Consider the following 26097-nt stretch of genomic DNA (forward strand, 5'->3'; position numbering starts at 1 on the left):
TCAGGCTCCCATTTATCATTAGTAAGGGGTGATGTGAGATGATGGATAGATTGGAGCAAGAAGAAGCCAAGCTGCGCAGAAGGCTGTTGTTCAGAATTTTGCGAGGGTTCAATTTTGACTCCCCCAGATTTGGCGGTGAGACCATATCGGATCCAATTCCGCGCCATTTGCTGGGCAAGGAAGCAGAGTATCTCCTACCGCAAAGAGGCGTGCAAAGAATTTGATGCTCTAATTGCCCCCTAAGGGCGCCAGAGCCGATCTTTGCAGGAGTGCCTCTCCTGCGAGATTTCTCCGCCCTGCAGATGGCTGCTCTGGAGTTTTGCCAAAAACCTCTTCATATAGCGTCAAAGACTGGGACTTGGCTGCCTGCCCCGGATGGAATTGCAGACAGTCAAGGACAGGCAGCGCCCTACACTTAGGATGAGACAGGCCATGAAACTCTTTGTTGGGCTCGGGAACCCCGGTGCCAAATATGCCCGTAACCGGCATAATATCGGCTTTATGGCGCTGGACGAAATTGCCACTGACCATGGGTTTTCACCCTGGAAATCCAAGTTCCAGGCCCAGCTCTGCGAGGGAAACCTGGGCGGCATCAAAGTCATTTTACTCAAACCACAGACCTTCATGAACCTCTCTGGCCAGGCGGTTGGCGAGGCGATGCGCTTTTACAAACTGACCAGCGAAGATGTCACCGTGTTGCACGACGAGCTGGATCTGGCGCCGGGAAAATGCCGGGTCAAACAGGGCGGCGGCCATGCCGGCCATAACGGGCTGCGCTCATTGCAATCCCATATCGGGGCCGATTATGGCCGGGTGCGACTGGGGGTTGGACACCCCGGCCATAAGGATGCCGTTGCGGGCTATGTGCTGCGCGATTTCCCCAAGGCCGATGAGGCCTGGCTGGATGATCTTCTGCGTGGCATCTCAGATGGCGCCGCAGCGCTGGCCGCAGGGGATGGCGGCAAATTCATGAATGCCGTGTCCCTGCGTGTGGCCCCCCCGCGCAGCTCGACCGGATCAAAACCTACCGGATCAAATTCCTCCAAGGCCAAGCAATCCACCAATCAGCAGCCGTCACAAGAGCCTGTGACCCAGCAAGTAAAGCCACAGGGGAAACCTGCCGCGGTTCAAGAACCTGACTCCCGCTCGGCGTTGGAAAAACTGGTCGATAAGTTCAAATAGCGGCGGTTTCCGCGGCGTCCTTCTTTGTACCCTGCCCCTCCCGGTTTAGACCTAGAGAAACGAGGGAGGCACTGGACATGAAGAAACATCTCAAACGATTGCTACGGGCACTGGTGGTCTTTGCCATCATTCTGGCGGGCTTCGGGATTTGGAAGCGCGAGCAAATCCAACGGCTCTGGGCCGTGAACTCGCTGTTTTCTGCGGAAAAGATCGTCAGCAATTTCTCCCACATGGATAAGGCCTTCCTGACCACCCCTGTAATGCGGGGCAGCGGGCCGGTCAGCCACCTTCCGACGGGCAGTACAATGACGCTGCCAGCTGAAACCGATGCCTGGATCAAAGACCGCTCGGTGACCTCCCTCTTGCTGATGAAGGCCGGGGAAATCCGTCATGAAAGCTATCATTTGGATACCCGTGCCGAAGATCGCCGCATCTCATGGTCAGTGGCCAAAAGTTACCTGTCGGCCCTCTTTGGGGTGCTGCTCGACGAGGGGGCTATTGCCTCCATTGATGATCCGGTGACCAAATATGCGCCGCTGCTGAAAGGAAGCGCCTATGATGGCGCCTCTATCCGCAACGTGTTGAACATGGCCAGTGGCGTCACCTTTGACGAAGACTATCTGGACTATGACTCCGACATCAACCGCATGGGCCGCGAGGTCGCACTCGGCGGCACGCTGGATCAGTTCACCGCCGATCTGAGCGAGACCTTCGCCAGCCCCGGCGAGCGCTGGCAATATGTCTCAATCGACACCCATGTCATCGGCATGGTCATCCGTGGGGCCACTGGCAAAAGCATCGCCAGCCTGTTGCAGGACCGGATCATTGCACCACTGGGGCTGGAGCAGGATATCTACTATGTCACCGACGGTGAGGGCGTTGCCTTTGTGCTGGGGGGCTTGAACATCACCACCCGCGACTATGCCCGCTTTGGCCTGATGATCGAACAGGATGGGCAATACGATGGTCAGCAGGTGATACCCGCGGACTGGATTGCGGCCTCCACCGCGCCCTCAGCCCCAACCAAGTCCGACAAAATTGGCTATGGTTACCAGTGGTGGATCCCGGTTGGTGCCGAAGCAGGTGAATTCATGGCGCGCGGTGTCTATGGGCAATACATCTATATCGATCAGGCGCGTGACGTTGTCATCGTCAGTACCGCTGCAGACCGTAAGTTCCGCGAAAAGGGCGTCAACGAGATCAACATCGAAATGTTCCGAAAGCTGGCCCGAATCCTGTAGGCTGCCTGTTATGAAACAGGATCAAAGCATAAATGTACTGGGCGGGGCTCTTGAGCCCTGCTCGCTCACCCCTCTCACTGGCTTCTTTCGCGATGGCCACTGCAACACCTGCGCCGAGGATCAGGGCAGCCACACTGTTTGCGCCGTCATGACGGCTGAGTTTCTTGCTTATTCCAAATATGTCGGCAATGACCTGTCCACACCGCGCCCCGAATATGGCTTTGCCGGCCTGACCCCTGGGGACCGTTGGTGTCTTTGTGCAGGTCGGTTCTTGCAGGCCGCGGATGAGGGCTGCGCGCCGCTTGTTCGTCTTGAAGCGACCCATGCACGGGCCTTGGACGTAGTCCCCCTGCCACTGTTGCAACACCACAATGTCAGCACCTCTGGAACAGGCAGCTAAAGGCCCCGTCCGGGCCAACTGTTGGTACTCCTGCAGTTCTATACGATTGACCCGCTCTCGGTTTTGCAGCTATGGCAGGGCCGTAGCCAGCAATCACCGTCCCCTCGGGCGACCGACGCCAGCCTCTTTTCAATAATCAAACGAGGAGACCGGCATGAGCTATATCGCCATGAACCGTTTTAAAATTCGCCCCGGCCGCGAAGCAGATTTTGAACAGATCTGGAAATCGCGCGAATCGCATCTAAATGAGCTGAACGGTTTTCGTGAGTTCCGCCTGCTCAAAGGCCCCCAGAGCGCAGAATTCAGCCTCTATTCCAGCCATGTTGTCTGGGACAGCCAGGAAGACTTTGACGCCTGGACCAAATCCGAACAGTTCCGCGCCTCGCACCGCAATGCGGGTAAGCGCGAGGGCGAAAGCCCGATCCTGGGTCACCCCGAGTTTGAGGGGTTCGATACCGTTCTCCTAGAATCCGCTTGAGAGATAAGAAACCTCTCTAAGCAAACTGCAGTGGCCGACCCGGTTACCCGGATCGGCCATGGTGTTCAACGCTCAATCCCGCAGGCGCACAAGGTCGCTCATCAGGCCTTCAGTGCCATTGTGCACGGTCAGACAATCAACCTTGCTGGCGATGCTTTCCAGCGCCTCCAGCTCCTTCAACCGTAGCATGACCGGGTTGTCGGCCATGACCTTGGCTGTATTGAGCAGCGCGCGCGTCGCGTTAGTCTCTTCGCGGCGCCGGATCACATTGGCCTCAGCCTGTTTTTCCGCCGCCACCACCGAGGTGAGAATTTCGCGCATCTCGCCGGGCAGGATCACGTCTTTCAGCGCGATCTCCCCAACCTTGATGCCGATCTCTGCCATCTCGGTGCGAACCTTGTCGGCCGCAACTGCATCGACATTGACCTTTTCGGCCAGCAGCCGGTCCAGGGTCAGCGCCCCAAGGGTACGGCGAAAGGCCAGTTGCAGCGCCCGGTGCAGGGCCGCTTCAAAGTCCTTGACCGCGCCAACCGCCTTTACCGGGTCAACAACCTGGTAATCCGCCGAGAGGTTTACCCGGATGGTCACCCGGTCCTTCGTCAGGATCTCTTGTCCGGTCACCTCATGGCTGCGCAGACGCAGATCCACCTGTTTCACCGCCACATGACGGCCCAACCGCCAAAAGGCATGGGTGCCAGGGGGCAGTTGCTCCAAGAAGTTCCCGTCCACTGTCAGCAGCCCTGTATGACCCTCGGCAACCTCAACCGTGCTAAAGCGCGTGGCCAGCCCCAGCCGCACCAGACGTTTGGCCAGCGCAAGCGGCAATTGCAGGGTCTCGCCCAGCACATGGCGCTCCACCTCCCAGGGACCGGCGTCTTTCCAAAAGACCGCCCGCTCTTCGGGCAGGAGAACCTCATGCGGTGTCCCGTCGCGCAGAACAACCAGCACCTCGCCTTCAGCGGCGCGGAACTCCTGCAGATGCGCCTCTGCCAGATCAGGGCTGGCCTTTAGCAAGGCCTCCGCATAGCGCGACTTGAAACGGGGGTGGTCCATGGCATGCATCTCAACTGCGCAGTTTTTGTGTGGGATCCGGTTTTCACCAGCCCCCAGAATGGCGTGGAACCGCCCCTTGTGGAGCACCAGCATCCGCTGGCCTTCGCTCAAGGTAACCCGGGTATGGCCGGTCACAAGGTCAGCAAGTGTTTGCACGATTGTCATTTTTCTTCTCCTGTTCAAATCGCCTATCGTCGTCGCAAAATGCGAACTCCTTTTTGTTGTCAGGGGGTTGCAGCCCGATTGGCTGTCAGGTGTGGGCCCCAAAATCTGGGGCGAAAAGATCCGGAAATCCGCCGCGCCATGGAGCCTTGCGAAAGTTCTGCGAGAGGGCCATTGGATTGCAAGCGCGCCTTTGGGAGCCTTCCCCAGGGCGGACCTGCAACCGGCAGAACCGTCATCAGCGCTTCGGCAGGGAGTCAGAGCAGCAGGACCAAAACCCAGTCAGACCGGAGTCTGATTGGCAGGGCCCTCCTGCTGGAAGATCCCCGGATCCGATAGTTGAGGACCGCTTACGCGGCCGGCGTTGAAGGCCGGTGCTGATTGAACGGCTTTTTCAAATGACGGGAGTCGAACCCGCTCCATTTCGATTAACAGTCGAATGCTCTTCCAGATGAGCTACATTTGGTGCTTAGGGAGGGATCGAACCTCCGCCTACAGAACCTGAATCTGTCGCTCTCCCACTGAGCTACTTCAGCCAACCAATCCGGAATTCCGCGGCCCTGGCATACGGGATCGGCAGCGCCGTCCGCACCGGGAGAGTGATCACCTCTGCCCGCTAGGGTCCGGTTCAACCTGACCGGTGAAGCGCTGTTTAGGCGGGAAGCATGATTTCACTCAATAAGTTATTTTGGCACCCAGCACACCCTTGGCGTGTGCGCAGCAAAATTACCCAGTCACGCAATATCTGCAAACATCCCGCGACAATAGCAAAACGGCGCCCCTGATTTGGGACGCCGTGTTTTGCAGATGTTTCAAAAACCGACTGGCCGGTTTGGCCTGTTCAGCACCAAGGGCTTACTCCTCGAAGGAGCGCCCCTCTTCGGTGTCGGACATGTCAAAGCCCAGGTGTTTGGCCACGGTGAAGACATCCTTGTCGCCGCGTCCGCACATGTTCATCACGATGATGTGGTCTTTTGGCAGATCTGGCGCGATCTTGATCACATGAGCCAGCGCATGACTGGGCTCCAGCGCTGGGATGATGCCTTCCATCGCACAGGACAGCTGGAAAGCCTCCAGGGCCTCCTTGTCGGTGATAGAGACATATTCGGCGCGGCCAGTGTCATGCAGCCAGGAGTGCTCCGGGCCGATGCCTGGATAGTCCAGCCCGGCAGAGATCGAGAAACCTTCCTGGATCTGGCCATCCTCATCCTGCAGCAGATAGGTGCGGTTGCCGTGCAAGACGCCGGGGCGTCCACCGGTGAGCGAAGCACAGTGCTGCATCCGGTCATCCACGCCCTTACCGCCGGCCTCAACGCCGATGATATTGACGGATTTATCATCCAGGAAAGGGTGGAACAGGCCAATGGCGTTAGAGCCGCCACCGATGGCCGCGATCAGCGTATCCGGCAGGCGGCCTTCTCCCTCCTGCTCGGCCAGTTGCCAGCGGACTTCCTTGCCGATGATCGACTGGAAATCCCGGACCAAGGCCGGATAGGGATGTGGGCCAGCTGCCGTACCGATGCAGTAGAATGTATCCTTGACGTTGGTCACCCAGTCCCGCAGCGCATCGTTCATCGCGTCCTTCAGGGTACCACGACCCGAGGTTACGGGGATGACTTCGGCGCCCAGCAGGCGCATGCGGAACACGTTTGGTGCCTGACGTTTCACGTCATGTGCACCCATATAAACCACACATTTCAGGCCAAACTTGGCACAGACAGTTGCGGTTGCAACCCCGTGCTGGCCCGCGCCGGTTTCGGCAATGATGCGGCTTTTGCCCATGCGGCGCGCCAGCAGGATCTGGCCCAGCACATTGTTGACTTTATGGGCGCCAGTGTGGTTCAGCTCGTCGCGTTTCATGTAGATCTTGGCACCACCCAGATGGGTGCTCAGACGTTCCGCATGATAGAGTGGGCTGGGACGACCTACATAGTGCTTCCACAGGTCATCCATCTCTGCCCAGAAGCTGGGATCATCCTTGGCGCGATCATATTCCTCTTCCAGGCTGAGGATCAGCGGCATCAGGGTTTCCGAAACAAACCTCCCGCCAAAGATACCAAAACGACCCTTTTCGTCAGGTCCGTTCATAAAGCTGTTGAAGAGATCGTTTGCCATGGTTCTTCCCCTTGTCGCAGCACTGATCGCAGCGCCCGACATGACTAGCGCGCAGGCGGCGGCGGGTAAAGAGAGGCCGGGCAGGATTCTGGTCTCCTAACCACAGTTTCACCTATGGATGCGCCCCTTGCCCTGTCGGCAGTCAGCCCGCAGCAGACAGGGCCGCGGAGGTAAAGCGACCGATCAGATCAGCATCCTTTTGCCCCGGTGCGGTCTCGACTCCGGAAGAGACATCGACCTGACGCGCGCCAGTCAAGCGCACCGCCTCAGCCACATTGTCAGGGGTAAGACCACCCGCCAGCATCCAGGGGCGTTGCCAGTATTTGCGCCCGGCCAGCAGACGCCAGTCAAAGGCCAGCCCATTGCCACCCGGCAGATCAGCATCCTTGGGGGGCTTGGCATCGATCAGCAACTGATCGGCAATCTGTGAATAGAGGTCAATCTTTGCCAGATCTTCGGCCCCGGCAATCCCAATTGCCTTCATAACCGACAAACCATAGCGCGCCTTGACCTGCGCCACCCGCTCCGGGCTCTCGCCGCCGTGCAGCTGTAGCATGTCCAGCGGCACCGCCTCGGTCAGCGCGTCCAACATGGCGTCATCAGCATTGACGGTCAGCGCCACTTTGCACAGCCCAACGGGGGCTTCCAGCGCCAGGCTGGCGGCCTGTTCAAAGGAGACGTTACGTGGGGATTTGGGGAAGAAAACAAATCCTACATAGCCAGCGCCCGCAGAGGCAGCCGCAGCCACATCCTGCGGGGTTTTAAGCCCGCAGATCTTAACCCGAATAGCACTCATCCGCCTTACTCAGCCAGCTTCTTCCAGAAGGGCCAGAACCTCGTCCTTGCCCTCGTGTTTTTGCTGCTTCAGCTTCTTCACCTCGCGTGAGAGCTTTTTCACTTCGCGATTCTGAGTGCTGACAGCGCGGCGGTGCTTATGCTCGCGGAGCCACTCCCAGGTAAAGCCAATCGCCAGACCAACACCCAGACCGCCCAGAACCACCACAAAAAGCGGCAAAGAGATCGAGGGGTTCATCCCGGCAAATTCCGAAACTGCATCCGGCAGCAATTTCAGCGCAACAACAGAGCGGTTTGCGATACAAACCGACACCAACAAGAGCCCCAGAGTTCCCAGGACAGCGTAGCGAATATAACGCATTTAGGCCTTTCCGTTCAGGCGGTCCCTCAAGAGCTTACCGGTCTTGAAGAACGGAACATGTTTTTCTTCAACTTGGACAGTTTCCCCGGTGCGTGGGTTGCGGCCAACCCGCGAATCTCTTTGTTTGACCGAGAAAGCGCCAAAGCCACGCAATTCGACCCGGTCACCCCGGGACATCGCGTCAGTCACTTCCTCAAACACCGTGTTCACGATCCTTTCGACATCCCGCTGATACAGGTGCGGGTTTTCGTCTGCAATCTTCTGAATCAATTCAGAACGGATCATACTTACTGCCCTCCCAGATGTACGCAAGCCTTTGTCGGCTAACGACAACTATAGGTACAAAAGCCCCGTCTAGGAACCAAAACAGAGGACACATGGCCGATATTTGCCCTGCAAAATTCGTCAAACGACCACAAAATCTCGATTTTGCCTCCGGTTAACAGCAAAGTTGACGCAGCGAAGGCCTCAGCCGACGTCACAAGGCCCCAGGAGAAGTGATTGATTCGCAATCGGTTACCAGCGATGCCATGAGCACCTGTTCGGCGGATCCTCAGGACCTGGACAAGGCACGAACCCAGGGCAGGCCCCCACTTCCACCTCTAACCAGATTGGTGGAAATCCGCCCAAAAAGAAACGGCCCCGCCAAAAGGCAGGGCCGCTCGAATGGTTTAAAACCTAAAGTGCAGGTCGAAATTAGTCGTTGTTCAGAGCTGCGCCCAGGATGTCGCCCAAGCTTGCGCCGGAATCCGAGGAACCATACTGCTCAACAGCTTCTTTTTCTTCTGCGATCTCGCGGGCTTTGATCGACAGACCCAGACGACGGGTCTTGCTGTCGACATTGGTGACGCGAACGTCGACCTTGTCGCCAACATTGAAGCGCTCGGGGCGCTGCTCAGCACGATCACGCGACAGGTCGGAACGACGGATGAAGCTCTTCATGCCTTCGTATTCGACTTCAATGCCGCCTTCTTCGATGGCAGTGACGTTCACGGTGACAATGGAGCCACGCTTCACGCCGCCAACGGCTTCAGCGAACTTGTCGCCGCCCAGGGCTTTGATCGACAGGGAGATACGCTCTTTTTCAACGTCTACTTCGGAGACAACGGCCGAAACCATGTCGCCTTTGCGGTAGTTCTGGATCGCATCTTCGCCGCGCTCGTCCCAGGACAGGTCGGACAGGTGAACCATGCCGTCGATGTCGCCTTCGAGGCCGATGAACAGACCGAATTCGGTGATGTTCTTGACTTCGCCTTCGACTTCGGTGCCCTCGGGGTTGCTCTCGGAGAACACTTCCCATGGGTTACGCTGTGTCTGCTTGAGACCCAGGGAAACGCGACGCTTGGAACCGTCGATTTCCAGAACCATGACGTCGACTTCCTGCGAAGTGGAGACGATCTTGCCGGGGTGTACGTTCTTCTTGGTCCAGGACATCTCGGAGACGTGGACCAGACCTTCAACACCGGGCTCCAGCTCAACAAATGCACCGTAATCGGTGATGTTGGTAACACGGCCTTTGTGGACCGAGGAGAGCGGATACTTGGCGCCAACCAGATCCCATGGATCTTCCTGCAGCTGTTTCATGCCGAGGGAGATACGGTGGGTCTCTTTGTTGATCTTGATGACCTGAACCTTGACGGTTTCGCCGATCGCCAGGATCTCGGAGGGGTGGTTCACACGACGCCATGCCATGTCGGTGACGTGCAGCAGGCCGTCTACGCCGCCGAGGTCAACAAAGGCACCGTATTCGGTGATGTTCTTGACCACACCGTCAACAGAATCGCCTTCGGAGAGTTTGCCGATAACTTCGGCGCGCTGTTCGGCGCGGGACTCTTCGAGGATCGCACGACGCGATACAACGATATTGCCACGACGACGGTCCATTTTCAGGATCTGGAAGGGCTGCTTCAGACCCATCAGAGGGCCAGCGTCGCGCACGGGGCGGACGTCAACTTGCGAACCTGGTAGGAAGGCAACTGCGCCACCCAGATCGACTGTGAAGCCACCTTTGACACGACCAAAGATCGCGCCTTCGACGCGCTCGTCGTCGGCATAGGCTTTTTCCAGACGGTCCCAAGCTTCTTCGCGGCGTGCCATCTCGCGGGAGATAACGGCTTCGCCACGGGCATTCTCAGCGGAACGCAGGTAGACTTCTACCTCGTCACCGACTGCGATTTCAGGAGCTTCGCCAGGGTTTGCGAATTCTTTAAGGTCGACGCGGCCTTCCATCTTGTAGCCTACGTCGATCAGGGCCTGGCCCGCTTCGATCGCGATAACCTTGCCTTTAACAACGGAACCCTCATTTGGGGTGTCCATTTCGAAGCTTTCATTCAGAAGGGCTTCGAAGTCCTCCATAGATACGTTTTGAGCCATGAGGTCTCAGGTTTCCTTTACAAAGTTTTCTGGCCGTGCGGTTGTCTCCGCCGGTCTTGGGGTTTGGTCGCATGGAACGTGGCACGAAGACATCTGAAGCAAACAAACACAAAGGGCCGGAACTTACCCCGACCCTGCTCAGATTGTCATTCGAGCGTTAGCCGCCCCTATACTGACAGCGCGCTTATTAAGCGGATTCCCTGCCCCGCGCAAGAGAAACCCGCGCAGGGTGCAAGAATAGGCCTTGTTTATCAGGAGCGATGGTAGAAAAAACCGCACAATCGGCCCGTCCCTTTAGGACCTGAATGGGGCGGCTCTGGGTAAGCTGCACCATCCTGTCTGATCAATCCATATTGGTGACAAATGTACTCAGCGGTTTGCGTACCTTCTTGAGGTTCAACAGCCAATCGCCGCTCTCATCGCGGGTGCCCAACGGCAGCAACAGGACCGAACGCAAGCCTTTTTCCTTCAGGCCCAGGATCTCGTCCACTTGCGCCGGATCAAACCCTTCCATCGGGGTGCTGTCCACGCCCAGCTCTGCCGCGGCCGCCAGAGCAAAGCCCAGACCAATATAGGCCTGACGAGCTGCATGGGCGTAGTTTTCCTCTTCGGAGCGGGGCAGGTACATCGCCTTGAGGCGATCATAATAGCCCTGCAACAGGTCATTCATGCCGCCGCGCTCGGCTGCCATCTGGTCGACCACCGCGTCGATGCGCTCTTCGCTGTAGTTATCCCAGGCGGCAAAGACCAGCAGATGCGAGCCATCGGTAATCTGCGCCTGATCCCAGGCAACAGGGCGAATAGTCGCCCGCAGGTCTTTGTTGCGCACAACCAGCAATTCATAAGGCTGCAAGCCGCTGGAGGTTGGTGCCATTTGTACAGCCTCGACGATCTTCGCCACGGCTTCTTCCGCCACTGGCTTGGAAGGGTCCATCTTTTTGGTGGCATAGCGCCAGTTCAGCTTTTCTAGAAACATCGTCTTTCCCGTCATTGGAAGGTTCACCTCCCCATATCGGAACTAAACAGTTCAGTTCAATATCTGACGAAAAATTTCTTCCGACGAGACCTAACGGAAGCTTTGAGCCCAAACCTACCTCTAAGAATCCAGCTCTGTTCAATTATTGTGAGAGGCAAGCTATGCCACTAGTGTCTCATCAAATTGCTTGGGGGAATGGCGTTTGGGTTTTCGGATTTGTTACCTTGCCAGCAAGGCATCACCAGAAAAACTAGCAGAGGCTTTGAATTTGACTCTTGGTGACCGGCAAACTGAAATGCCGGACGGCCAATGGTGGATCGCTAAGCTCATAGAAAGTGGTTGGACAATACTTTGGTCGGAAAGCGAAGGTTTTGGCCAAAACACTTTAGCACAAGTGTCTGAGCTTTCGAGGCAGTATGAAACCTATATTTGTGAAGTAAATGAAACGGTTATGTGGAGTTCGGCTGAATTCTGGAAAGGTGGGCAGCAAATTTGGAAGATAACACACGCTGGTGATGGCGACGATTTATTCGATTTGTCAGAATCTGGCGTACTTCCTGAAGGCTTTTCGGAACTGAAACAAATGCACAACTCAGCCCAACAGAATGATGGTGAAGGAGACGATCATATTTTTGAGATCCCGCTCGATCTAGCTGCATTGGATTTCGGATTCAGGCACGAGAATTACTTGAAACACAGTGATGTCGAGTCCTTTTTCACCATCTTTGTTCCTAAGAAAAAGAGCCTCTTTTCGCGTATCTTTGGACGTTAGTTCGAACGTCGCTTTGTCCGCATAGCCGCTGTTGGTGAGCTCCAGCTGAAGCACGTTTGTTGTCGTTTCACTGAATCTTGGAAACCTTCAACGACGGGTGGCAACCTCTTGCAGAGCCCGAGCCACCGCCTCTTCAATGGCCAAATCACTGGTATCAATCACCACGGCGTCTTCAGCCGGTTTCAATGGTGCCTCAGACCGGTTCATATCACGCTCATCGCGGGCTTTCACATCTGCCAGGACTTCTTCAAGCGTCTCAGCTTCCCCTTTGGCGGAGAGTTCCAGAAACCGCCGCTGCGCCCGCACTTCGGCACTAGCAGTGACAAAGAGCTTCACCTCAGCATAGGGGCAGATCACCGTGCCGATGTCGCGCCCGTCCAGAACCGCCCCGCCCGCGCGCCGGGCAAAGGCGCGCTGGAAATCGACCAGCGCCGCGCGCACCTCGGCAATGACCGCAACTTTGGAGGCCGCCTGTGCCGCCTCGGGGCCGCGCAGATCACCGCGTTGCAGATCTTCGGGCGTCAGGCTCTGTGCTGCGGCGATGGCTGGCATGCCCTCCAGCACTTTCACCCCAACCGCACGGTAGAGCAGCCCGGTGTCCAGATGTGCGAGGTCCAGCGCAGCGGCGACAGCCTTGGAAATGGTGCCCTTACCCGCAGCGGCGGGTCCATCAATGGCAATGGTAAAACTTGCGGTCATCTGCCCTGCCCTCCTGGCCTGTCAGCCCTTGCTCAGCTTGGCGCCAAGGCCGGTCATCAGCGGCTCAAAAATCGGAAAAGAGGTAGTGATCGGGTTGCCGTCATCAACAGTCACCGAGTTTTGCGCGCCCATGCCCATCACCATGAAAGACATGGCGATACGGTGATCCAGGAAGCTCTCGCAGGTGCCGCCGCCTAGAACCCCGTCTGGGCCGAGGCCCTCAACGGACCACCAATCCTCGCCCTCATCCACGGTGACGCCATTGGCCCGCAGCCCCCGCGCCATCGCGTCGATGCGGTCGCTTTCCTTCACGCGCAGCTCTTTAACGCCAGCCATCATTGTTTTGCCAGTGGCAAAGGAGGCAACAACCGACAAGACGGGGTACTCATCGATCATCGAGGCCGCGCGCTCGGGCGGCACCTCGATCCCCTGCATATTGGGGGAGAATTTCGCCCGCAGATCCGCAACCGGCTCACCGCCCTCTTCGCGCGGGTTTTCAAAGGTCAGATCAGCACCCATGTCCTGCAGGGTGTAGAACAACCCGGCGCGAGTGGGGTTGAGGCCAATGCCCGGCACCAAGACATCCGACCCCGGCGTGACCAGGGCCGCACAGACCGGGAAGGCCGCCGAGGAAGGGTCACGCGGCACTGCAATCACCTGCGGCTTCAGCTCTGGCTGCCCCGTCAGGGTAATCACCCGGCCTTCATCCGTGTCTTCAACTGTGATTTCCGCGCCAAAGCCCGCCAGCATCCGCTCAGAGTGATCGCGGGTGGCTTCTTTCTCAATCACCACGGTTTTGCCCGGCGCATTCAGCCCCGCCAGCAGCACCGCGGATTTCACCTGCGCCGAGGGCACCGGAACCACATAGCGCACAGGCGTTGGTTCTGCCGCCCCCACGATGGTCATCGGCAAACGCCCGCCCTTGCGACCAACCGCTTTGGTTCCAAACAGTGCCAGCGGATCAGTGACCCGCGCCATGGGGCGGCCGTTGAGGCTGGCATCGCCGGTAAAGGTCACCGATATAGGCGAGGTCGCCATGCAGCCCATGATCAGCCGCACGCCAGTGCCGGAGTTACCACAATCAATGACCTGATCCGGCTCGGCAAAACCGCCAACTCCAACCCCGTGTACGGACCAATTACCGCCACCGTGGTTGGTCACTTCGGCGCCAAAAGCCTGCATGGCCTTGGCGGTGTCCAATACATCATCGCCTTCCAGCAACCCCGAGATCTTGGTCTCACCAATGGCCATGGCCCCCAGGATCAAGGAGCGATGCGAGATCGACTTGTCGCCAGGCACCTCGGCGGTGCCTTTCAGGGGCTCGGCACAGTGAGAGGTCATCGGGGTGGGGGTACCGTGTCCGGACATGGCGCTTCCTTTGTCTTTGTCGTGTCTGCTGGCATCCTGTCTGCCTGCATATGTTTCCGCTATCGGTAACGAATTGCGCCCCCAGCGTCCAGCACCGATCCTTCTCGGGCAGTCTCAGTCTATCCGAGGCGGCGGAACGTCAGATAGGTCGGGGTGCGGCCTTCGCGCAGGGCCTTTTGCTCATAGCGGGTGGAGATCCAATCTCCCCAGGGCTCACGCCAATCAGCCGCCTCAGAGGCGAGCCATTCAAAACCGGCTTTTGGCACCTCTTCCAGGGTCTGGCGCACATAGTCGGGAATATCCGTGGCCACCCGAAAGATCGCACCGGGTTTGAGACAGCGCGCCAGCGGTTCCAGATGTTCCTGGGTCACAAAGCGACGACGATGATGGCGGTTTTTTGGCCAGGGATCAGGATAGAGCAGAAAGGCCTTGGCAATGGATTGCGGCGGGATCACATCCATCAGATCACGCGCATCGCCAGGATGCACCGCGATATTTTCACAGCCTGCCTTGCGGATTTTGCCAAGCAGCATGGCAACCCCATTGATAAAGGGCTCGGCCCCGATGATGCCCACATCCGGGTTATTGCTGGCCTGATGCACCAGATGCTCGCCACCGCCAAAACCCACCTCAAGCCAGGTGTCGCGACCGCCAAACAAGGCGTCGAGATCCAGCGGCGTGCGATCCGGGTTTTCCTCCCAGCCGACAGCGCCGGGGCTTAGTGCTTCGAGATCTTCTGCCAGATAACGTCGCTGACTGTCCTTGAGGGTTTTACCGCTGAACCGGCCATAAAAGTTGCGCCAGGGCGCGCCACTCACATGGGCGCCGTTTTCCGGGGCACCGCTTTCTGGGCCAGTGTCTTTACCAGCCTCAAGGGGCGTCTTCTTCTCGGCCATGGCAGGGCACTTCCTTTGTTCAGGCGCCGACTTTGGTCAGAAGTGATCAAAGCGACCTTTACAGACAAGGCCCGTGCGCAGTTGGCCGCTCATCTGCCGCAAGCAGCGCCGCAGGTCAAGAGAGCCACCAGTTTAAGAATGCCTGCGCTACTTCTTCTTCTCCAGCTCCACCAGTGGTGCCTGCTGAGGATTCACCAAGGGCTGGCGCGGCCGCGCAACAACCCCAGGCACTGCCTCGCGCAGCACCCCAGCAGCCTGTAGCTCTTCGTGAGTGGGATACCAGACTTCGCTAGCTTCGGCCTTCAGTGTTTCGACAACAAAACCGGGATCCACCCCGCGCGAAATCATATAGAGCTGATGGGCATGGATTTCTGACTGGGTGTCGGCATAGATCCAAGACCCAAATTCAAAGGGTGTATCCCATCGATTGTGACTTCGGTTACTTCGGTAAAATCGCTGCACCGCTTCGGCTGCCCAGCTGCGCTGATGAAAGCCAATTTTGGCCCCCCGGGCCATATGCCGCCGATTGCCAGCCAGAAAGACATCCACACAGGCACTGGTGCATTCGCCCTCTACATAGGTGTCAAGACTGTATTTTATCACCAGCTCCGCCATCTCGGTCCCGGCATGGACGCTGCCGCCGCTGCTGTTGAGGTGCAATTCCTTGACCTCAACGTGCTTTCGCAAGGACCTGTTCAGCGCCCGAATATCTTCATCCGCGATCTCGCCGTTGTTTTTTTCGGTATCATAAATCAACACAGAGCCCTGGACTTCGAATTTCTCCGACAGCGGCTCCTTTGCCAGAAGCGGCAGGGGCGCGAACGCCAGCGAGGCAGTGGCAAGGAATCGGATCGTCGAAGGGATCATCATGTCCTACCCAAGTCAGTTACAGGTCCAGCCCCCAGCATGACTCGTGCAGGGGCTGTTGGCAAAGTACAAATTGATGCCACCATGGCCCAGCATTGGCGGCCCGGGCCCTGAAGACCCAAATCAGCTCTTGGAAAAAATTGCCCGCAGTACAAACATCCCCGGGATGGTCACGATATACATGGTGATCCCATAAACCGCAGCTGGGATAGCATAGTCGGGAATGCCCCCCACCTGTGCCACAAGACCGGCAACCGCAATTCCAAGGGCCGCGTTTTGCACCCCCATCTCGATCGAGATGCATAGCCCGTCACTGCCGGTTAGCCCCAGAGCTGAGGCACTGATCCTTCCCAGCAGCAGGAGGGCCACATTCAAACCGATCAGGATCGGACCCAGCTGGCCGATGCTATCGACAAACAGCTGCCAATTGCTGGTCAGCGCCACCCCCACGATGACGACAAACAACACAGTTGCAATCAGCGAGACTGTCTTTTCGGTGCGGATTGCAAACTCTGCCTTCAGATTACGGACCAGCAGGCCAATCCCCACCGGTACAGCTGTAATTGCAAACATCGAAACCGCAATACTGGTCACATCGATCTGCGGCGCAGTATTCCCCAGAAACCGCGTGGCGGCCCAGAGGATCAGCACCGGCACCGTGAGCACAGAGAGCAGGCTGACAATCGCCGTCAGGGTAATCGATAGCGCAACGGTCCCGCCTGCAAGTTTTGTCAGGATATTGGAGGTCACCCCGCCAGGGCAAAAGGACAGCAGCATGACGCCAAAAGCCAATGCGGGCGGCAATTCAACCAGCATAAGCGCCAGAAACGCCACAGCAGGAACCGCGACGACCTGCAAAAAAACGCCGGCCAGTACGGCCTTTGGCATGGCAAATACCCGGCCAAAATCAGCCAGAGTCAACCCATAGCCCAATGAAAACATGATAAAGGCCAGCGACAACGGCAGCGCCACATCGATCAGCATCCGGCAATTCCTCCCTCATTCAGGACAAACCGTGACACAAAACGGCAAAAGGGCCAAAGCTTCCCTGACGGAAGGCTTTGACCCCTGCGTTTAAGCTATGGACTGGCTTAGACCGCTTTTTTCAGCGCTTCGACCAGATCGGTGCGCTCCCAGCTGAAACCGCCATCGGCATCGGGCTCACGGCCAAAATGGCCATAGGCTGCGGTGCGCTGATAGATCGGTTTGTTCAGGCCCAGGTGCTGACGAATGCCGCGCGGGGTCAGATCCATTGTCTGATCAATTGCCTTTTCAATGGCTGCCGGAGCAACTTCACCGGTACCGTGGGTATCGGCGTAGATCGACAGCGGCTTGGAAACGCCAATCGCATAGGACAGCTGGATGGTGCATTTTTCAGCCATGCCCGCAGCGACAACGTTTTTCGCCAGATAGCGCGCTGCATAGGCCGCCGAGCGGTCAACCTTGGTTGGGTCTTTGCCAGAGAAGGCTCCGCCGCCATGTGGCGCCGCGCCACCATAGGTGTCGACGATAATTTTGCGGCCCGTCAGGCCCGCATCCCCATCAGGACCACCGATGACAAATTTGCCAGTCGGGTTTACGTGCCAAGTGGTTTCATCCGTCAACCAGCCCTCGGGCAGGACTTCATGGAAATAGGGGGCAACAATGGCGCGGATATCGGCGGAACTCAGGCTTGCATCCAGATGCTGGGTCGACAGCACCAGCGAGCTCACACGTACGGGTTTGCCATTTTCATAGACCACCGACAGCTGCGACTTGGCATCAGGACCCAGGGCAGGCTCAGTACCATTCTTGCGCACCTCGGCAAGGCGGCGCAGAACTGCGTGGCTGTATTGAATAGGGGCAGGCATCAGCTGTGGGGTTTCAGTGGTGGCATAGCCAAACATGATACCCTGATCGCCTGCGCCTTCGTCTTTGTCAGCCGAGGCATCAACACCCTGGGCAATATGGGCGGACTGCTCGTGCAGCAGGTTGGTGACTTCCACGGTCTCGTGGTGGAATTTGTCCTGTTCATAGCCGATATCTTTAATACAGGCGCGGGTGATCGCGTCGATCCGCCCCATGTAGTCGTGCAGCTTATCCTGATCGGAAAGGCCCACCTCGCCGCCAATTACGACGCGATTGGTGGTTGCAAAGGTTTCGGCTGCAACGCGGGCTTCTGGTTCTTCGGCCAGAAATGCGTCCAGAACAGCATCCGAGATCCGGTCACAAACCTTATCCGGGTGGCCCTCGGAAACGGATTCCGAAGTGAAAGTAAAATTCTTACGAGACATGAAAAATGCTCCATTGGGTTAACCTCGTCACGTCAGGAAGCCGTTGTGAGAGGAGATAGTACCAAGTACGCGGGGTTGATCGAGAGGTCAAACACTAATCGGCAAACGTTAATTCGCTATGAGCCTTTGGCATTTTTTCGCCGCTTATTGACCGCCCCCAAAACCACTAGGATACAGAGCAAAAACACCGGCCAATCTCCGGTGCGGCTGTAGAGAGTTGCCGCCAGTGGTTTGGGTACAAAGGCATCAATCGCCCCTGCCTCACCCAGTGCAATTTTTTCCCGCAGCCGCCCAAAAGGATCGATCATCGCGGTGATCCCGGTATTGGCCGCACGTAACATCGGCAGCCCCTGCTCAGCTGCACGCATGCGGGCCTGTACCAGGTGCTGATACGGACCGGAACGGGTGCCAAACCAGGCATCATTGGTAATCTGGATCAGCATATCGGGACGCGACGGAGCGGCAAGTACATCCCTGGCAAACACCGCCTCATAGCAAATCAATGGCAGAGCCTGGCCAATTCCCAAATCCATCAGAACTGCACCCGGGCCAGCGGAATAGCCCGCGCCACTTTGTGCTGCAAAACCATAGATCCCAAACCGAGCCATCAGATCACCAAAGGGCACATATTCCCCAAAGGGCACCAGATGAGCCTTGTCGTAGATCTGATCCACACGCCCTCCTGCATCCACCAAAACAGCTGAGTTGTAATACCGCCCCTCTTCGCGACGCTGGATCCCCAACAGGACCGGCGTTCCTGCAACCCGTTCAGATATGGCAGAAAGCGTATCGCTGGCGTTGTGCAACAGCTGCGGCACCGAGGTTTCTGGCCAGATGATCAGATCTGGCACGAATTTTGCGGCAAGAGCAGATAGCTCTGCGTTCTGAGCAACCGGGTATCCACCTGTCTCGCTCAGCTCAATCGCACGGCGGACAAAATCCCAGCGCCGCTCCGGCAGCCATTTTTCCGCCTGTGGCGCGTTGGGCTGAACCAGTCGCACCAGATGGGAGGTCATTTCCGGCGCCGCGGTTCGTGGCAAGGCATAGCCCGCCAAGGTGGTCAGCAGTAACGGAGAGACCGCCAGCAGGGGCCGCCTGCGCACAAGCGCAAGTGGCAGTGTTGCCGCGAGGGTCAGCAGGGCCAACCCCTGCTCGCCGATCCAGGGCAGCAACTGTGCCGCTGGCGTATTGATCCAGAACTGTCCAAACCCTGCCCAGGGAAACCCGGTAAAGAGATAGGCCCGGGCAAACTCCGCCAAAGACCAAAGCCCCAGCAAAAGCACCAGACGCCTGCCATCCTGTTTGCGGCCCAGCTCCGTGCCTGTGCTCCAGCGTGCAGCCAGTCCAAAACTCAGGGCCCAAAAAAGTGCCAATCCAGCCGCCAGAAACACCAGCGCAAACGGTGCCATCCAGGCATAGCGCGCAGCATCAACTTGAAAGGGTTCAACAATCCAGGACAGCCCAAAACTGAAATACCCCAGCCCTGCGAGCCATCCAATTACCGAGGCCTGCAGCGGAGATCGCGCCCAAAGCGCCAGCACTCCCAAGCCGCCAAGCGCCAGCGGTAGACTCAACAGGAAATGCAGCGGGGCCAGTGAAACTGACAGCAGCGCCCCCAGACCAAAGGCCGAAAACGCTGCAACCCAGCTTGACCTCTGCCCTGCTGCCCGCAGGCACCTAGCCCACAGGCCACTCCTCAGGCCGCTCCTCACGCGGCGGGGTCCGGCATCATCACCCGCAATCGCTTGATGCGGCGTGGGTCGGCGTCCATGACTTCGAATTCCGGCCCATCGGGGTGCACAATGACCTCTCCGCGTGCGGGCACCCGGCCAGACAGCATAAAGACCAGACCGCCAAGCGTCTCGATCTCTTCACCGTCAACATCTTCGTGCCGGGTCAGCGACTGGCCAACCTCGGTCTCAAACTCAGCCAGGGGCGTACGGGCCAGAGCGATATAGCAGCCGGCTTTTTCCTGATACCAGGTCTGATCTTCGCCGGGGTCGTGTTCGTCTTCGATCTCACCGATGACCTGCTCGATCAGGTCTTCAATCGTCACCAAGCCGTCGACGCCGCCATATTCGTCGATCACCAAGGCCATATGGCGACGTTCTGCCTGCATCTTGGCCAACAACACCCCAATTGGCATCGAGGGGGGGACAAAGAGCAAGGGACGCAGCATCTGGGACAGCTCAAACGGCTTGCTGCCGCCATTGAACCCATGTGTCAGGGCAAAATCCTTGAGATGGGCAAAGCCCAAAGGCGTATCCAGGGTGCCCTCATAAACAGGGATCCGGGTATAACCGCTATCGCGGAAAACCTGCACCAGATCATCGCGATCAATGGAAACCGAAACCGAGAGAATTTCAGCCGAGGGAATGGCCACATCCTCCACCCGCATACGGCGCAGATTCATCATCCCATGTGACTGCGGCTCAAGGTTTGGCCCCTCCGGCTCCACCTGAGGCTGCTGCATGGGTGCATCCGGCGCCAGGGAGCCAAAAATGCGCTCCCAGAAACCTGGTCGTTGAGCAGTGCCGGCTTCTGCCGCAGTGCTGCTAATGTTCTGCAGCGCGCCATGCGCCGCGTTAGAACTGCCTTCTATATCGCCCATCTGTCCTATCCAAAATGCCCCGCTAGAGGCTGTCATCCACTGTATATGGGTCATCCAGACCCATATTGCCAAGTATCTCGACTTCCAAGCCCTCCATCACTGTGGCGTCAAGGTCGCTAATGTGATCATAGCCCAAAAGATGCAACACTCCGTGAACGATCAAATGGCGCAAATGATCAGCTAAGGGCATTTTTGCGGCAAGAGCTTCGCGTTTACAGGTATCGTAGGCAATGGCGATATCGCCCAGCGGGATCTCGCCGGTGAAATCCGCCTGCGGTGCGACGGGTTTTCCGCCCGGCTCAGATGCGGCCAGATCCCCTGCGGGCCAGCTCAGCACATTGGTCGCGACTGGTTTTTCACGGAATTCTGCGTTCAGTTCCGCGATCTGATCATCATCGCAGGCCAGCAGAGCTATTTCACATTCATCAGGATCAAGATCAAAATGCCCAAGCGTTGCGATAACCGCCTGATGTGCCAATTCTTCCAGCCCAGCCTGTTGCCAGCGACTGTCCTCGATTGTGATCTCCAAAGCCATTTCGCCGTCACCCTCACATCACAGCACTACTGCGCCGCCTACCAAAACCTCGCCGCCTCTCGCCTTTGTTCAGGCTGGGGGTGTCTCGGCGTCATAGGCCTCGATGATGGCGGCGACAAGCGGATGTCGCACAACGTCACGCGCGGTGAAGTAATTAAAGCTGATCTTGGAGATCGGCGCCAACAGCCGTTCCGCATCCGCCAGTCCAGAGGTGACCCCACGCGGCAGATCCACCTGGGTCCGGTCGCCGGTCACCACCATGCGTGAGCCTTCGCCCAGACGGGTCAGGAACATCTTCATCTGCATCGAGGTGGCATTCTGCGCCTCATCCAGAACCACAAAGGCATTGGAGAGTGTCCGCCCCCGCATAAAGGCCAGAGGCGCGATCTCGATCTGCTTTTCCTCCAGCAGTTTTGCCAATTGCTTGCCCGGAAGGAAATCATTCAGCGCGTCATAGAGCGGCTGCATATAGGGATCGACCTTGTCTTTCATGTCGCCCGGCAGATAGCCAAGTTTCTCTCCGGCCTCGACGGCAGGGCGCGACAGAATGATCTTATCAACCTGGCCGGTGATAAACAGGTTCACCCCGACAGCTACCGCCAGATAAGTCTTACCCGTGCCTGCAGGACCAATGCCAAAGGCCAGCTCATGCTCAAACAAAGAGCGCACATAGGCCTTTTGCGCGTCAGTGCGTGGCTCTACCAGCTTTTTGCGGGTCTTGATCTCGACAGGGCCACCCTTGAACATCTCCAGCTGATCGTCAGCATCCCCATCCTCGGAATGGCCCATGCGCAGCTCGCGATCAACGTCGCCATGTTCAACACTGCGCCCCGTCTCCAAGCGGTCATAGAGCGCAATCAGCACTTCAGCAGCCTGATCACGCAGCGCCCCCTCCCCCAGAACCGAAAGCTGGTTGCCCCGGCGGACAATCTGTACTCCGATCTTCTGCTCGATCTCAGTCAGGTTGCGATCATATTCACCGCAAAGATCAATCAGCAGGCGGTTGTCAGGAAATTCAAGCAGCACCTCATGCGTACTGCTGGTGGTCGGTGGCTGGATCCGGGCGCTTGTGGCCAATGGGGGGGGCTCCTGTGTTTGGTGTTTCTCCCCTCAGTCTGCATCTGCCATCCGGCAGGCGCAAGCAGGCGGCCCGTAAATTCACGCAAATGAGACAAAAAAGGCCGCCCCAATCGGAGCGACCATATCATAATCCCATAAGATTTCAAAAGGCACTAGAGCCTTAGAGAGAATCCGGGAGGCTCGAGCCATCCTTGAACGGGCCAGTTGCAACATTGCGCGGCAGCGGACTGTTGCAGACGGGCTTGCCATCGGGGGTGCGCCGCAGGTCAGCATAGCCTTCGAGGCCATCATCAATGATCCAGTGCTCACAGCCCTGCGGATCAACCCAGATTCCCGCAGTCATATTCGACAGATGGCTGTTTGACCCGTCCCCCGCGTGTTGATCACGGGTTTTGTCATGAGTGACTTCACAGGCTGCCACAGCGGTCAGTGCAAGGGACAGCACGGTTGCTTTGATTAGGTGCATCTTGATGTCCTTCTTTAGCGCAAGCAATAGATTTCGACGCGACGGTTCTTCGCCATGTTAGCAGCACTGGTATTGGGAACTCGAGGATCACGTTCACCATAAGCGCGAATATCAGCGATCCGCGCGCCTACCGATCTGGCAACACCCGCAACCGCATTGGCACGACGCTGCGACAAGCGGATATTATACTCGTCCGAAGCACGGCTGTCGGTATGACCGGCGATCACAAAATGGCGCACGTTGCCCTTATTCGAGTTGAAGAACTCTTTCAAACGCGTCTTACCTGCAGCGTTGATGTAATGCTTGTCAGTCGCAAAGAACTGATCCGTCTCCATCACACCACAGAGATTGCCACGACGGCAAACAGGTTTGCCATCTGGCATCACATGCGGCGTCATAAAACCTTCGGCGCCGTCATCCATGACCCAGTGCTCGCAACCGTCAGGGTCAACCCAGATGGTCGGAACATAGCGCTCGCCAACAACTGTGCGCTGCTGCGCCTGAACCGAACCCGTCGACAGGCTCACCGCGGCCACGGCAGCGACCACCAGTGCGAACATGTTTTTTGCATTAGATGTCATCACAACCAGATTTCCTTCACCAAAGCCCCCCCAGGGATGCCGTCCGGGGAAGCTTGCGTCTAAATTCTTAACACTCAGGTTATCAGCAGCAATTCAAACGGATTTTTCGCAAAAACAGCCCCTGCCCTTGCAGGCTTTTCGCAAGATTATGCGCTTTCAGGCAACACTCATACTGTTTTGTTAAAATTGTCGCCAAGAGCGCTGCAATTATGACTCACTCTGCAAAAACAGCCGATGGGAAAATTGGTTTTCCCAGTGAAATCAAACCACAGCCGGCGGCAAAAAGAATCGCCTCTGGCCCAGACGTTTATCCAATCAGAACGGATCCGACGCCCAAATGCCCCAACAAACCTGCGTCTCGCTAGTCGATCAACTCCCCCGCCAGCGAATTTGTACGCGAAGAAACGATACGCACCCGCGCCAGATCACCGGCCTGACGATCACAATTCGCGACGTGAACCGCATGCAGATAGTCTGATTTCCCCAGCATCTGACCCGCTTGACGACCAGGTTTTTCAAACAGAACGCCAACCTCGCGCCCCACCATACTGTCCTGAATTTCCCGCTGCTGGCGTGTCAACAGAGCCTGCAAACGCTGCAATCTATCGTCGGCCTCAGCGGGGTCCACCTGCGGACGCTCTGCGGCAGGGGTGCCGGGGCGGGTCGAGTATTTGAAGGAATAGGCGGTACCATATTTCACTTCTTCCACCAGATCCAACGTCGCCTGGAAGTCCTCTTCCGTCTCCTCAGGGAAGCCTACGATAAAGTCGCCGGAGATCAGAATATCCGGCCGCGCCGCACGGATCCGCTCCAGCAAGCGCAGATAGCTCTCTGCGGTATGGCTGCGGTTCATCCGCTTCAGGATCTTATCCGAGCCCGCCTGCACCGGCAGATGCAGATAGGGCATCAGCTTCTTGCAGGTGCCATGTGCCTCGATCAGGTCATCCATCATGTCGTTGGGGTGGCTGGTGGTAAAGCGGATACGCTCCAATCCATCGACCTTATCCAGCTCCCAGATCAGCTGTGCCAGGGTCAGATCGCCATTGGCACCCGCGCCGTGATAGGCATTCACATTCTGCCCCAACAGGGTGATTTCCCGCACACCGCGCTCCACCAGATCGCGCGCCTCGGTCAGGATGCGATCCGCCGGGCGCGAAACTTCGGCCCCGCGCGTATAGGGCACCACACAAAAGGCACAGAACTTGTCGCAGCCTTCCTGTACGGTCAAAAACGCCGTCGGGCCGCGCTTTGCTTTGGGGCGGCGCTTGAGCTGCTCAAACTTGTCCTCTTCGGGAAAATCGGTGTCCAGCACCTTCTCCCCGGTCTGCGCCTTTTCTTCCATCTCTGGCAGGCGGTGATAGCTCTGCGGGCCAACCACCAGATCCACCAAAGGCTGGCGACGCATGATTTCCTGCCCCTCGGCCTGGGCTACACAGCCCGCTACGCCGATCTTCAGATCCGGTTTTGCTGCTTTCAGCTTTTTGAACCGGCCAAGCTCGGAATAGACCTTTTCGGCAGCTTTTTCGCGAATATGGCAGGTGTTGAGCAGGATCATATCTGCCTCATCTGCCGATTTGGCTTCTGTATAGCCCTGCCCGCCCAGCGCTTCGGCCATGCGTTCACTGTCATAGACATTCATCTGACAGCCATAGGTCTTGATAAACAGCTTCTTGGGCGCAGTCATATCTGTAATGCCTTCCAGCAGGGATCGGGAACAACGGCCTGCCATAACGGCAAATCTCGCAGCTTGCAATGCAGGCGGGATTAACCGATTTTAGAGGCAAATGCCAGAACGGCAACACTAGGTCAGAGACACAAGAACATGATGTATTCTTCGCTGGAAGATTTTCTCAAACAACAAAGGGCCCTACTGGTGAAAGGCCCGGTGGCGCTGATCTTTGTCGAAGACGATGTCGAAGTGGCCACAACCCTGCGACATCATCTGCAATCGGGCTTTAAAGCGGTTGTTGCGCTGATGCCGGATGCCTTTGATTTGCCGCGCGACATCAAATCCAGAATCCACCGTGTCCCTTTTGACTGCAGCGCCCCCGAAAATGTCTTCAAAGCCGTCAATCAGATCATAACAGCCGCGCAGCCGGGCTGCTGGCTCTATTACTGCTACAATGCCGAATTTCTGTTTTTCCCTTTCTGTGAAACCCGGACAGTGGCAGAGATGCTCACCTTCCACACCGAAGAGCGGCGCTCGGCGATGCTGACCTATGTGATCGACCTCTATGCAGGTGACCTGCAACAACACCCCAGTGCGGTCTCACTGGAAAGCGCCTTTCTCGACAAATCGGGCTACTACGCCCAGGCCCGCTGGGACGAGACCACCAAAGGACCGCGTGAAAGACAATTGGATTTCTTTGGCGGCGTCCGCTGGCGCCATGAGGAACATATCCCCTGGGCCAGCCGTAAGATCGACAGAATTTCCCTTTTCCAGGTCCAGGAGGGCCTGGAACTGCAACAAGATCACACCTTCAACGATCAAGAATACAATACCTACGCCTGCCCCTGGCATCACAACCTGACGGCCGCAATCTGTTCCTTCCGCACCGCCAAGGCGCTCAAACGCAATCCAGGATCTGACTTCGCCATCGACAGTTTTCGCTGGCACAACTCAACCCCCTTTGACTGGCACTCCCGGCAATTGCTGGACCTTGGCCTGATGGAACCTGGACAATGGTTCTAAAACACCCAGAACCCTGGCTCCCCCCTTGCTTTCATTTGGCCCCAAATATCCCGGGGGTGAATTGCGCCCCTCAGGCGCAAGAGGGGGCAGCGCCCCCTCCCCTTTGATCTCTTCCGATGCA

Annotated in this window: 26 protein-coding genes, 2 tRNA genes and 1 riboswitch; of the genes, 6 read left to right on the forward strand and 22 right to left on the reverse strand. The window is 57.4% G+C overall.

Translation table 11 applies throughout. The features are described 5' to 3' along the window. The first annotated feature begins 432 nt into the window (after positions 1–432). The 4 genes from pth (at position 433) to ED661_RS06590 (ending at position 3301) form a co-directional block, all read left to right on the forward strand. Positions 433–1182, forward strand: a complete 750-nt coding sequence (gene pth, locus ED661_RS06575) for an aminoacyl-tRNA hydrolase (protein ID WP_122073099.1) — start codon at positions 433–435, stop codon at positions 1180–1182. 77 nt (positions 1183–1259) lie between these two features. Next, positions 1260–2423 (forward strand): serine hydrolase, encoded by a 1164-nt coding sequence (locus ED661_RS06580; RefSeq protein WP_122073100.1) that lies wholly within the window; start codon positions 1260–1262, stop codon positions 2421–2423. A 10-nt stretch (positions 2424–2433) separates the two neighbouring features. After that, positions 2434–2823: a DUF2237 family protein gene (locus ED661_RS06585; RefSeq protein ID WP_122073101.1), complete on the forward strand. Its 390-nt coding sequence runs from the start codon at positions 2434–2436 to the stop codon at positions 2821–2823. 154 nt (positions 2824–2977) lie between these two features. Then, complete coding sequence (locus ED661_RS06590; protein ID WP_122073102.1) at positions 2978–3301, forward strand: antibiotic biosynthesis monooxygenase; 324 nt, start codon at positions 2978–2980, stop codon at positions 3299–3301. A gap of 72 nt (positions 3302–3373) precedes the next feature. Here ED661_RS06590 and ED661_RS06595 read toward each other — a convergent pair whose 3' ends face one another. The 9 genes from ED661_RS06595 to ED661_RS06635 all read right to left on the reverse strand — a co-directional run bounded on the left by ED661_RS06595 (position 3374) and on the right by ED661_RS06635 (position 11136). Continuing rightward, positions 3374–4519 (reverse strand): slipin family protein, encoded by a 1146-nt coding sequence (locus ED661_RS06595; protein ID WP_122073103.1) that lies wholly within the window; start codon positions 4517–4519, stop codon positions 3374–3376. Positions 4520–4909: 390 nt separating this feature from the next. Beyond that, positions 4910–4982 (reverse strand) — tRNA-Asn (locus ED661_RS06600). Further along, positions 4980–5052 (reverse strand) — tRNA-Leu (locus ED661_RS06605). Before ED661_RS06605 ends, ED661_RS06600 begins: the two co-directional genes overlap by 3 nt. Before the next feature lie 319 nt (positions 5053–5371). Next, the gene (gene trpB, locus ED661_RS06610) at positions 5372–6631 is read right to left on the reverse strand and encodes a tryptophan synthase subunit beta (protein ID WP_122073104.1); all 1260 of its coding nucleotides are present in this window, start codon (positions 6629–6631) and stop codon (positions 5372–5374) included. A 142-nt stretch (positions 6632–6773) separates the two neighbouring features. Next, positions 6774–7427, reverse strand: coding sequence for a phosphoribosylanthranilate isomerase (locus tag ED661_RS06615; RefSeq protein WP_122073105.1), 654 nt, complete (start codon positions 7425–7427; stop codon positions 6774–6776). Positions 7428–7436: 9 nt separating this feature from the next. Further along, positions 7437–7787 carry a lipopolysaccharide assembly protein LapA domain-containing protein gene (locus tag ED661_RS06620; protein WP_122073106.1) on the reverse strand — a complete coding sequence of 117 codons (351 nt, stop codon included), beginning with the start codon at positions 7785–7787 and terminating at the stop codon, positions 7437–7439. Then, positions 7788–8072: an integration host factor subunit beta gene (gene ihfB, locus ED661_RS06625; protein ID WP_009811081.1), complete on the reverse strand. Its 285-nt coding sequence runs from the start codon at positions 8070–8072 to the stop codon at positions 7788–7790. Positions 8073–8483: 411 nt separating this feature from the next. Next, positions 8484–10160: a 30S ribosomal protein S1 gene (gene rpsA, locus ED661_RS06630; RefSeq protein ID WP_122073107.1), complete on the reverse strand. Its 1677-nt coding sequence runs from the start codon at positions 10158–10160 to the stop codon at positions 8484–8486. Between the two features lie 343 nt (positions 10161–10503). Beyond that, complete coding sequence (locus ED661_RS06635) at positions 10504–11136, reverse strand: nitroreductase family protein (protein ID WP_122073108.1); 633 nt, start codon at positions 11134–11136, stop codon at positions 10504–10506. Between the two features lie 202 nt (positions 11137–11338). Here ED661_RS06635 and ED661_RS06640 point away from each other — a divergent pair, with 202 nt between their 5' ends. Further along, entirely contained in the window at positions 11339–11908 is a 570-nt protein-coding gene (locus ED661_RS06640; protein ID WP_162930063.1) for a hypothetical protein, read from the forward strand. A gap of 87 nt (positions 11909–11995) precedes the next feature. Here ED661_RS06640 and ED661_RS06645 read toward each other — a convergent pair whose 3' ends face one another. From ED661_RS06645 to miaB, 13 genes are all read right to left on the reverse strand, one after another. Then, the gene (locus ED661_RS06645) at positions 11996–12607 is read right to left on the reverse strand and encodes a d(CMP) kinase (RefSeq protein ID WP_122073110.1); all 612 of its coding nucleotides are present in this window, start codon (positions 12605–12607) and stop codon (positions 11996–11998) included. Positions 12608–12628: 21 nt separating this feature from the next. Beyond that, entirely contained in the window at positions 12629–13975 is a 1347-nt protein-coding gene (gene aroA / locus ED661_RS06650; protein ID WP_122073111.1) for a 3-phosphoshikimate 1-carboxyvinyltransferase, read from the reverse strand. A gap of 119 nt (positions 13976–14094) precedes the next feature. After that, a complete protein-coding gene (locus tag ED661_RS06655) occupies positions 14095–14871 on the reverse strand; it encodes a tRNA (guanosine(46)-N(7))-methyltransferase TrmB (RefSeq protein ID WP_122073112.1) in 777 nt (258 codons plus the stop codon). A 147-nt stretch (positions 14872–15018) separates the two neighbouring features. Further along, positions 15019–15741, reverse strand: coding sequence for a hypothetical protein (locus ED661_RS06660; protein WP_254054782.1), 723 nt, complete (start codon positions 15739–15741; stop codon positions 15019–15021). A gap of 120 nt (positions 15742–15861) precedes the next feature. Then, positions 15862–16722, reverse strand: a complete 861-nt coding sequence (locus tag ED661_RS06665; protein WP_122073114.1) for a bile acid:sodium symporter family protein — start codon at positions 16720–16722, stop codon at positions 15862–15864. 107 nt (positions 16723–16829) lie between these two features. Continuing rightward, complete coding sequence (gene metK / locus ED661_RS06670; protein WP_122073115.1) at positions 16830–18011, reverse strand: methionine adenosyltransferase; 1182 nt, start codon at positions 18009–18011, stop codon at positions 16830–16832. 6 nt (positions 18012–18017) lie between these two features. Then, positions 18018–18066: riboswitch (SAM-SAH riboswitch) on the reverse strand. A 61-nt stretch (positions 18067–18127) separates the two neighbouring features. Next, the gene (gene lnt / locus ED661_RS06675; RefSeq protein WP_371412413.1) at positions 18128–19699 is read right to left on the reverse strand and encodes an apolipoprotein N-acyltransferase; all 1572 of its coding nucleotides are present in this window, start codon (positions 19697–19699) and stop codon (positions 18128–18130) included. A 20-nt stretch (positions 19700–19719) separates the two neighbouring features. Continuing rightward, the gene (locus ED661_RS06680; RefSeq protein WP_122073116.1) at positions 19720–20622 is read right to left on the reverse strand and encodes a hemolysin family protein; all 903 of its coding nucleotides are present in this window, start codon (positions 20620–20622) and stop codon (positions 19720–19722) included. Between the two features lie 22 nt (positions 20623–20644). Continuing rightward, the gene (gene ybeY, locus ED661_RS06685) at positions 20645–21157 is read right to left on the reverse strand and encodes an rRNA maturation RNase YbeY (RefSeq protein ID WP_122073117.1); all 513 of its coding nucleotides are present in this window, start codon (positions 21155–21157) and stop codon (positions 20645–20647) included. Positions 21158–21226: 69 nt separating this feature from the next. Further along, positions 21227–22234 (reverse strand): PhoH family protein, encoded by a 1008-nt coding sequence (locus ED661_RS06690; protein ID WP_122073118.1) that lies wholly within the window; start codon positions 22232–22234, stop codon positions 21227–21229. A gap of 163 nt (positions 22235–22397) precedes the next feature. Further along, complete coding sequence (locus ED661_RS06695) at positions 22398–22703, reverse strand: hypothetical protein (RefSeq protein WP_122073360.1); 306 nt, start codon at positions 22701–22703, stop codon at positions 22398–22400. A 14-nt stretch (positions 22704–22717) separates the two neighbouring features. Beyond that, positions 22718–23284: an OmpA family protein gene (locus ED661_RS06700; RefSeq protein ID WP_122073119.1), complete on the reverse strand. Its 567-nt coding sequence runs from the start codon at positions 23282–23284 to the stop codon at positions 22718–22720. 361 nt (positions 23285–23645) lie between these two features. Continuing rightward, positions 23646–24968 carry a tRNA (N6-isopentenyl adenosine(37)-C2)-methylthiotransferase MiaB gene (miaB, locus tag ED661_RS06705; protein WP_122073361.1) on the reverse strand — a complete coding sequence of 441 codons (1323 nt, stop codon included), beginning with the start codon at positions 24966–24968 and terminating at the stop codon, positions 23646–23648. Between the two features lie 138 nt (positions 24969–25106). On the opposite strand from miaB, the gene ED661_RS06710 reads away from it, so the two are divergent. Then, entirely contained in the window at positions 25107–25976 is an 870-nt protein-coding gene (locus ED661_RS06710; protein ID WP_122073120.1) for a glycosyltransferase family 2 protein, read from the forward strand. Positions 25977–26097: the final 121 nt, after the last annotated feature.

It is taken from the genome of Pseudophaeobacter sp. EL27 (assembly GCF_900313025.1).
Lineage (GTDB): Bacteria > Pseudomonadota > Alphaproteobacteria > Rhodobacterales > Rhodobacteraceae > Pseudophaeobacter.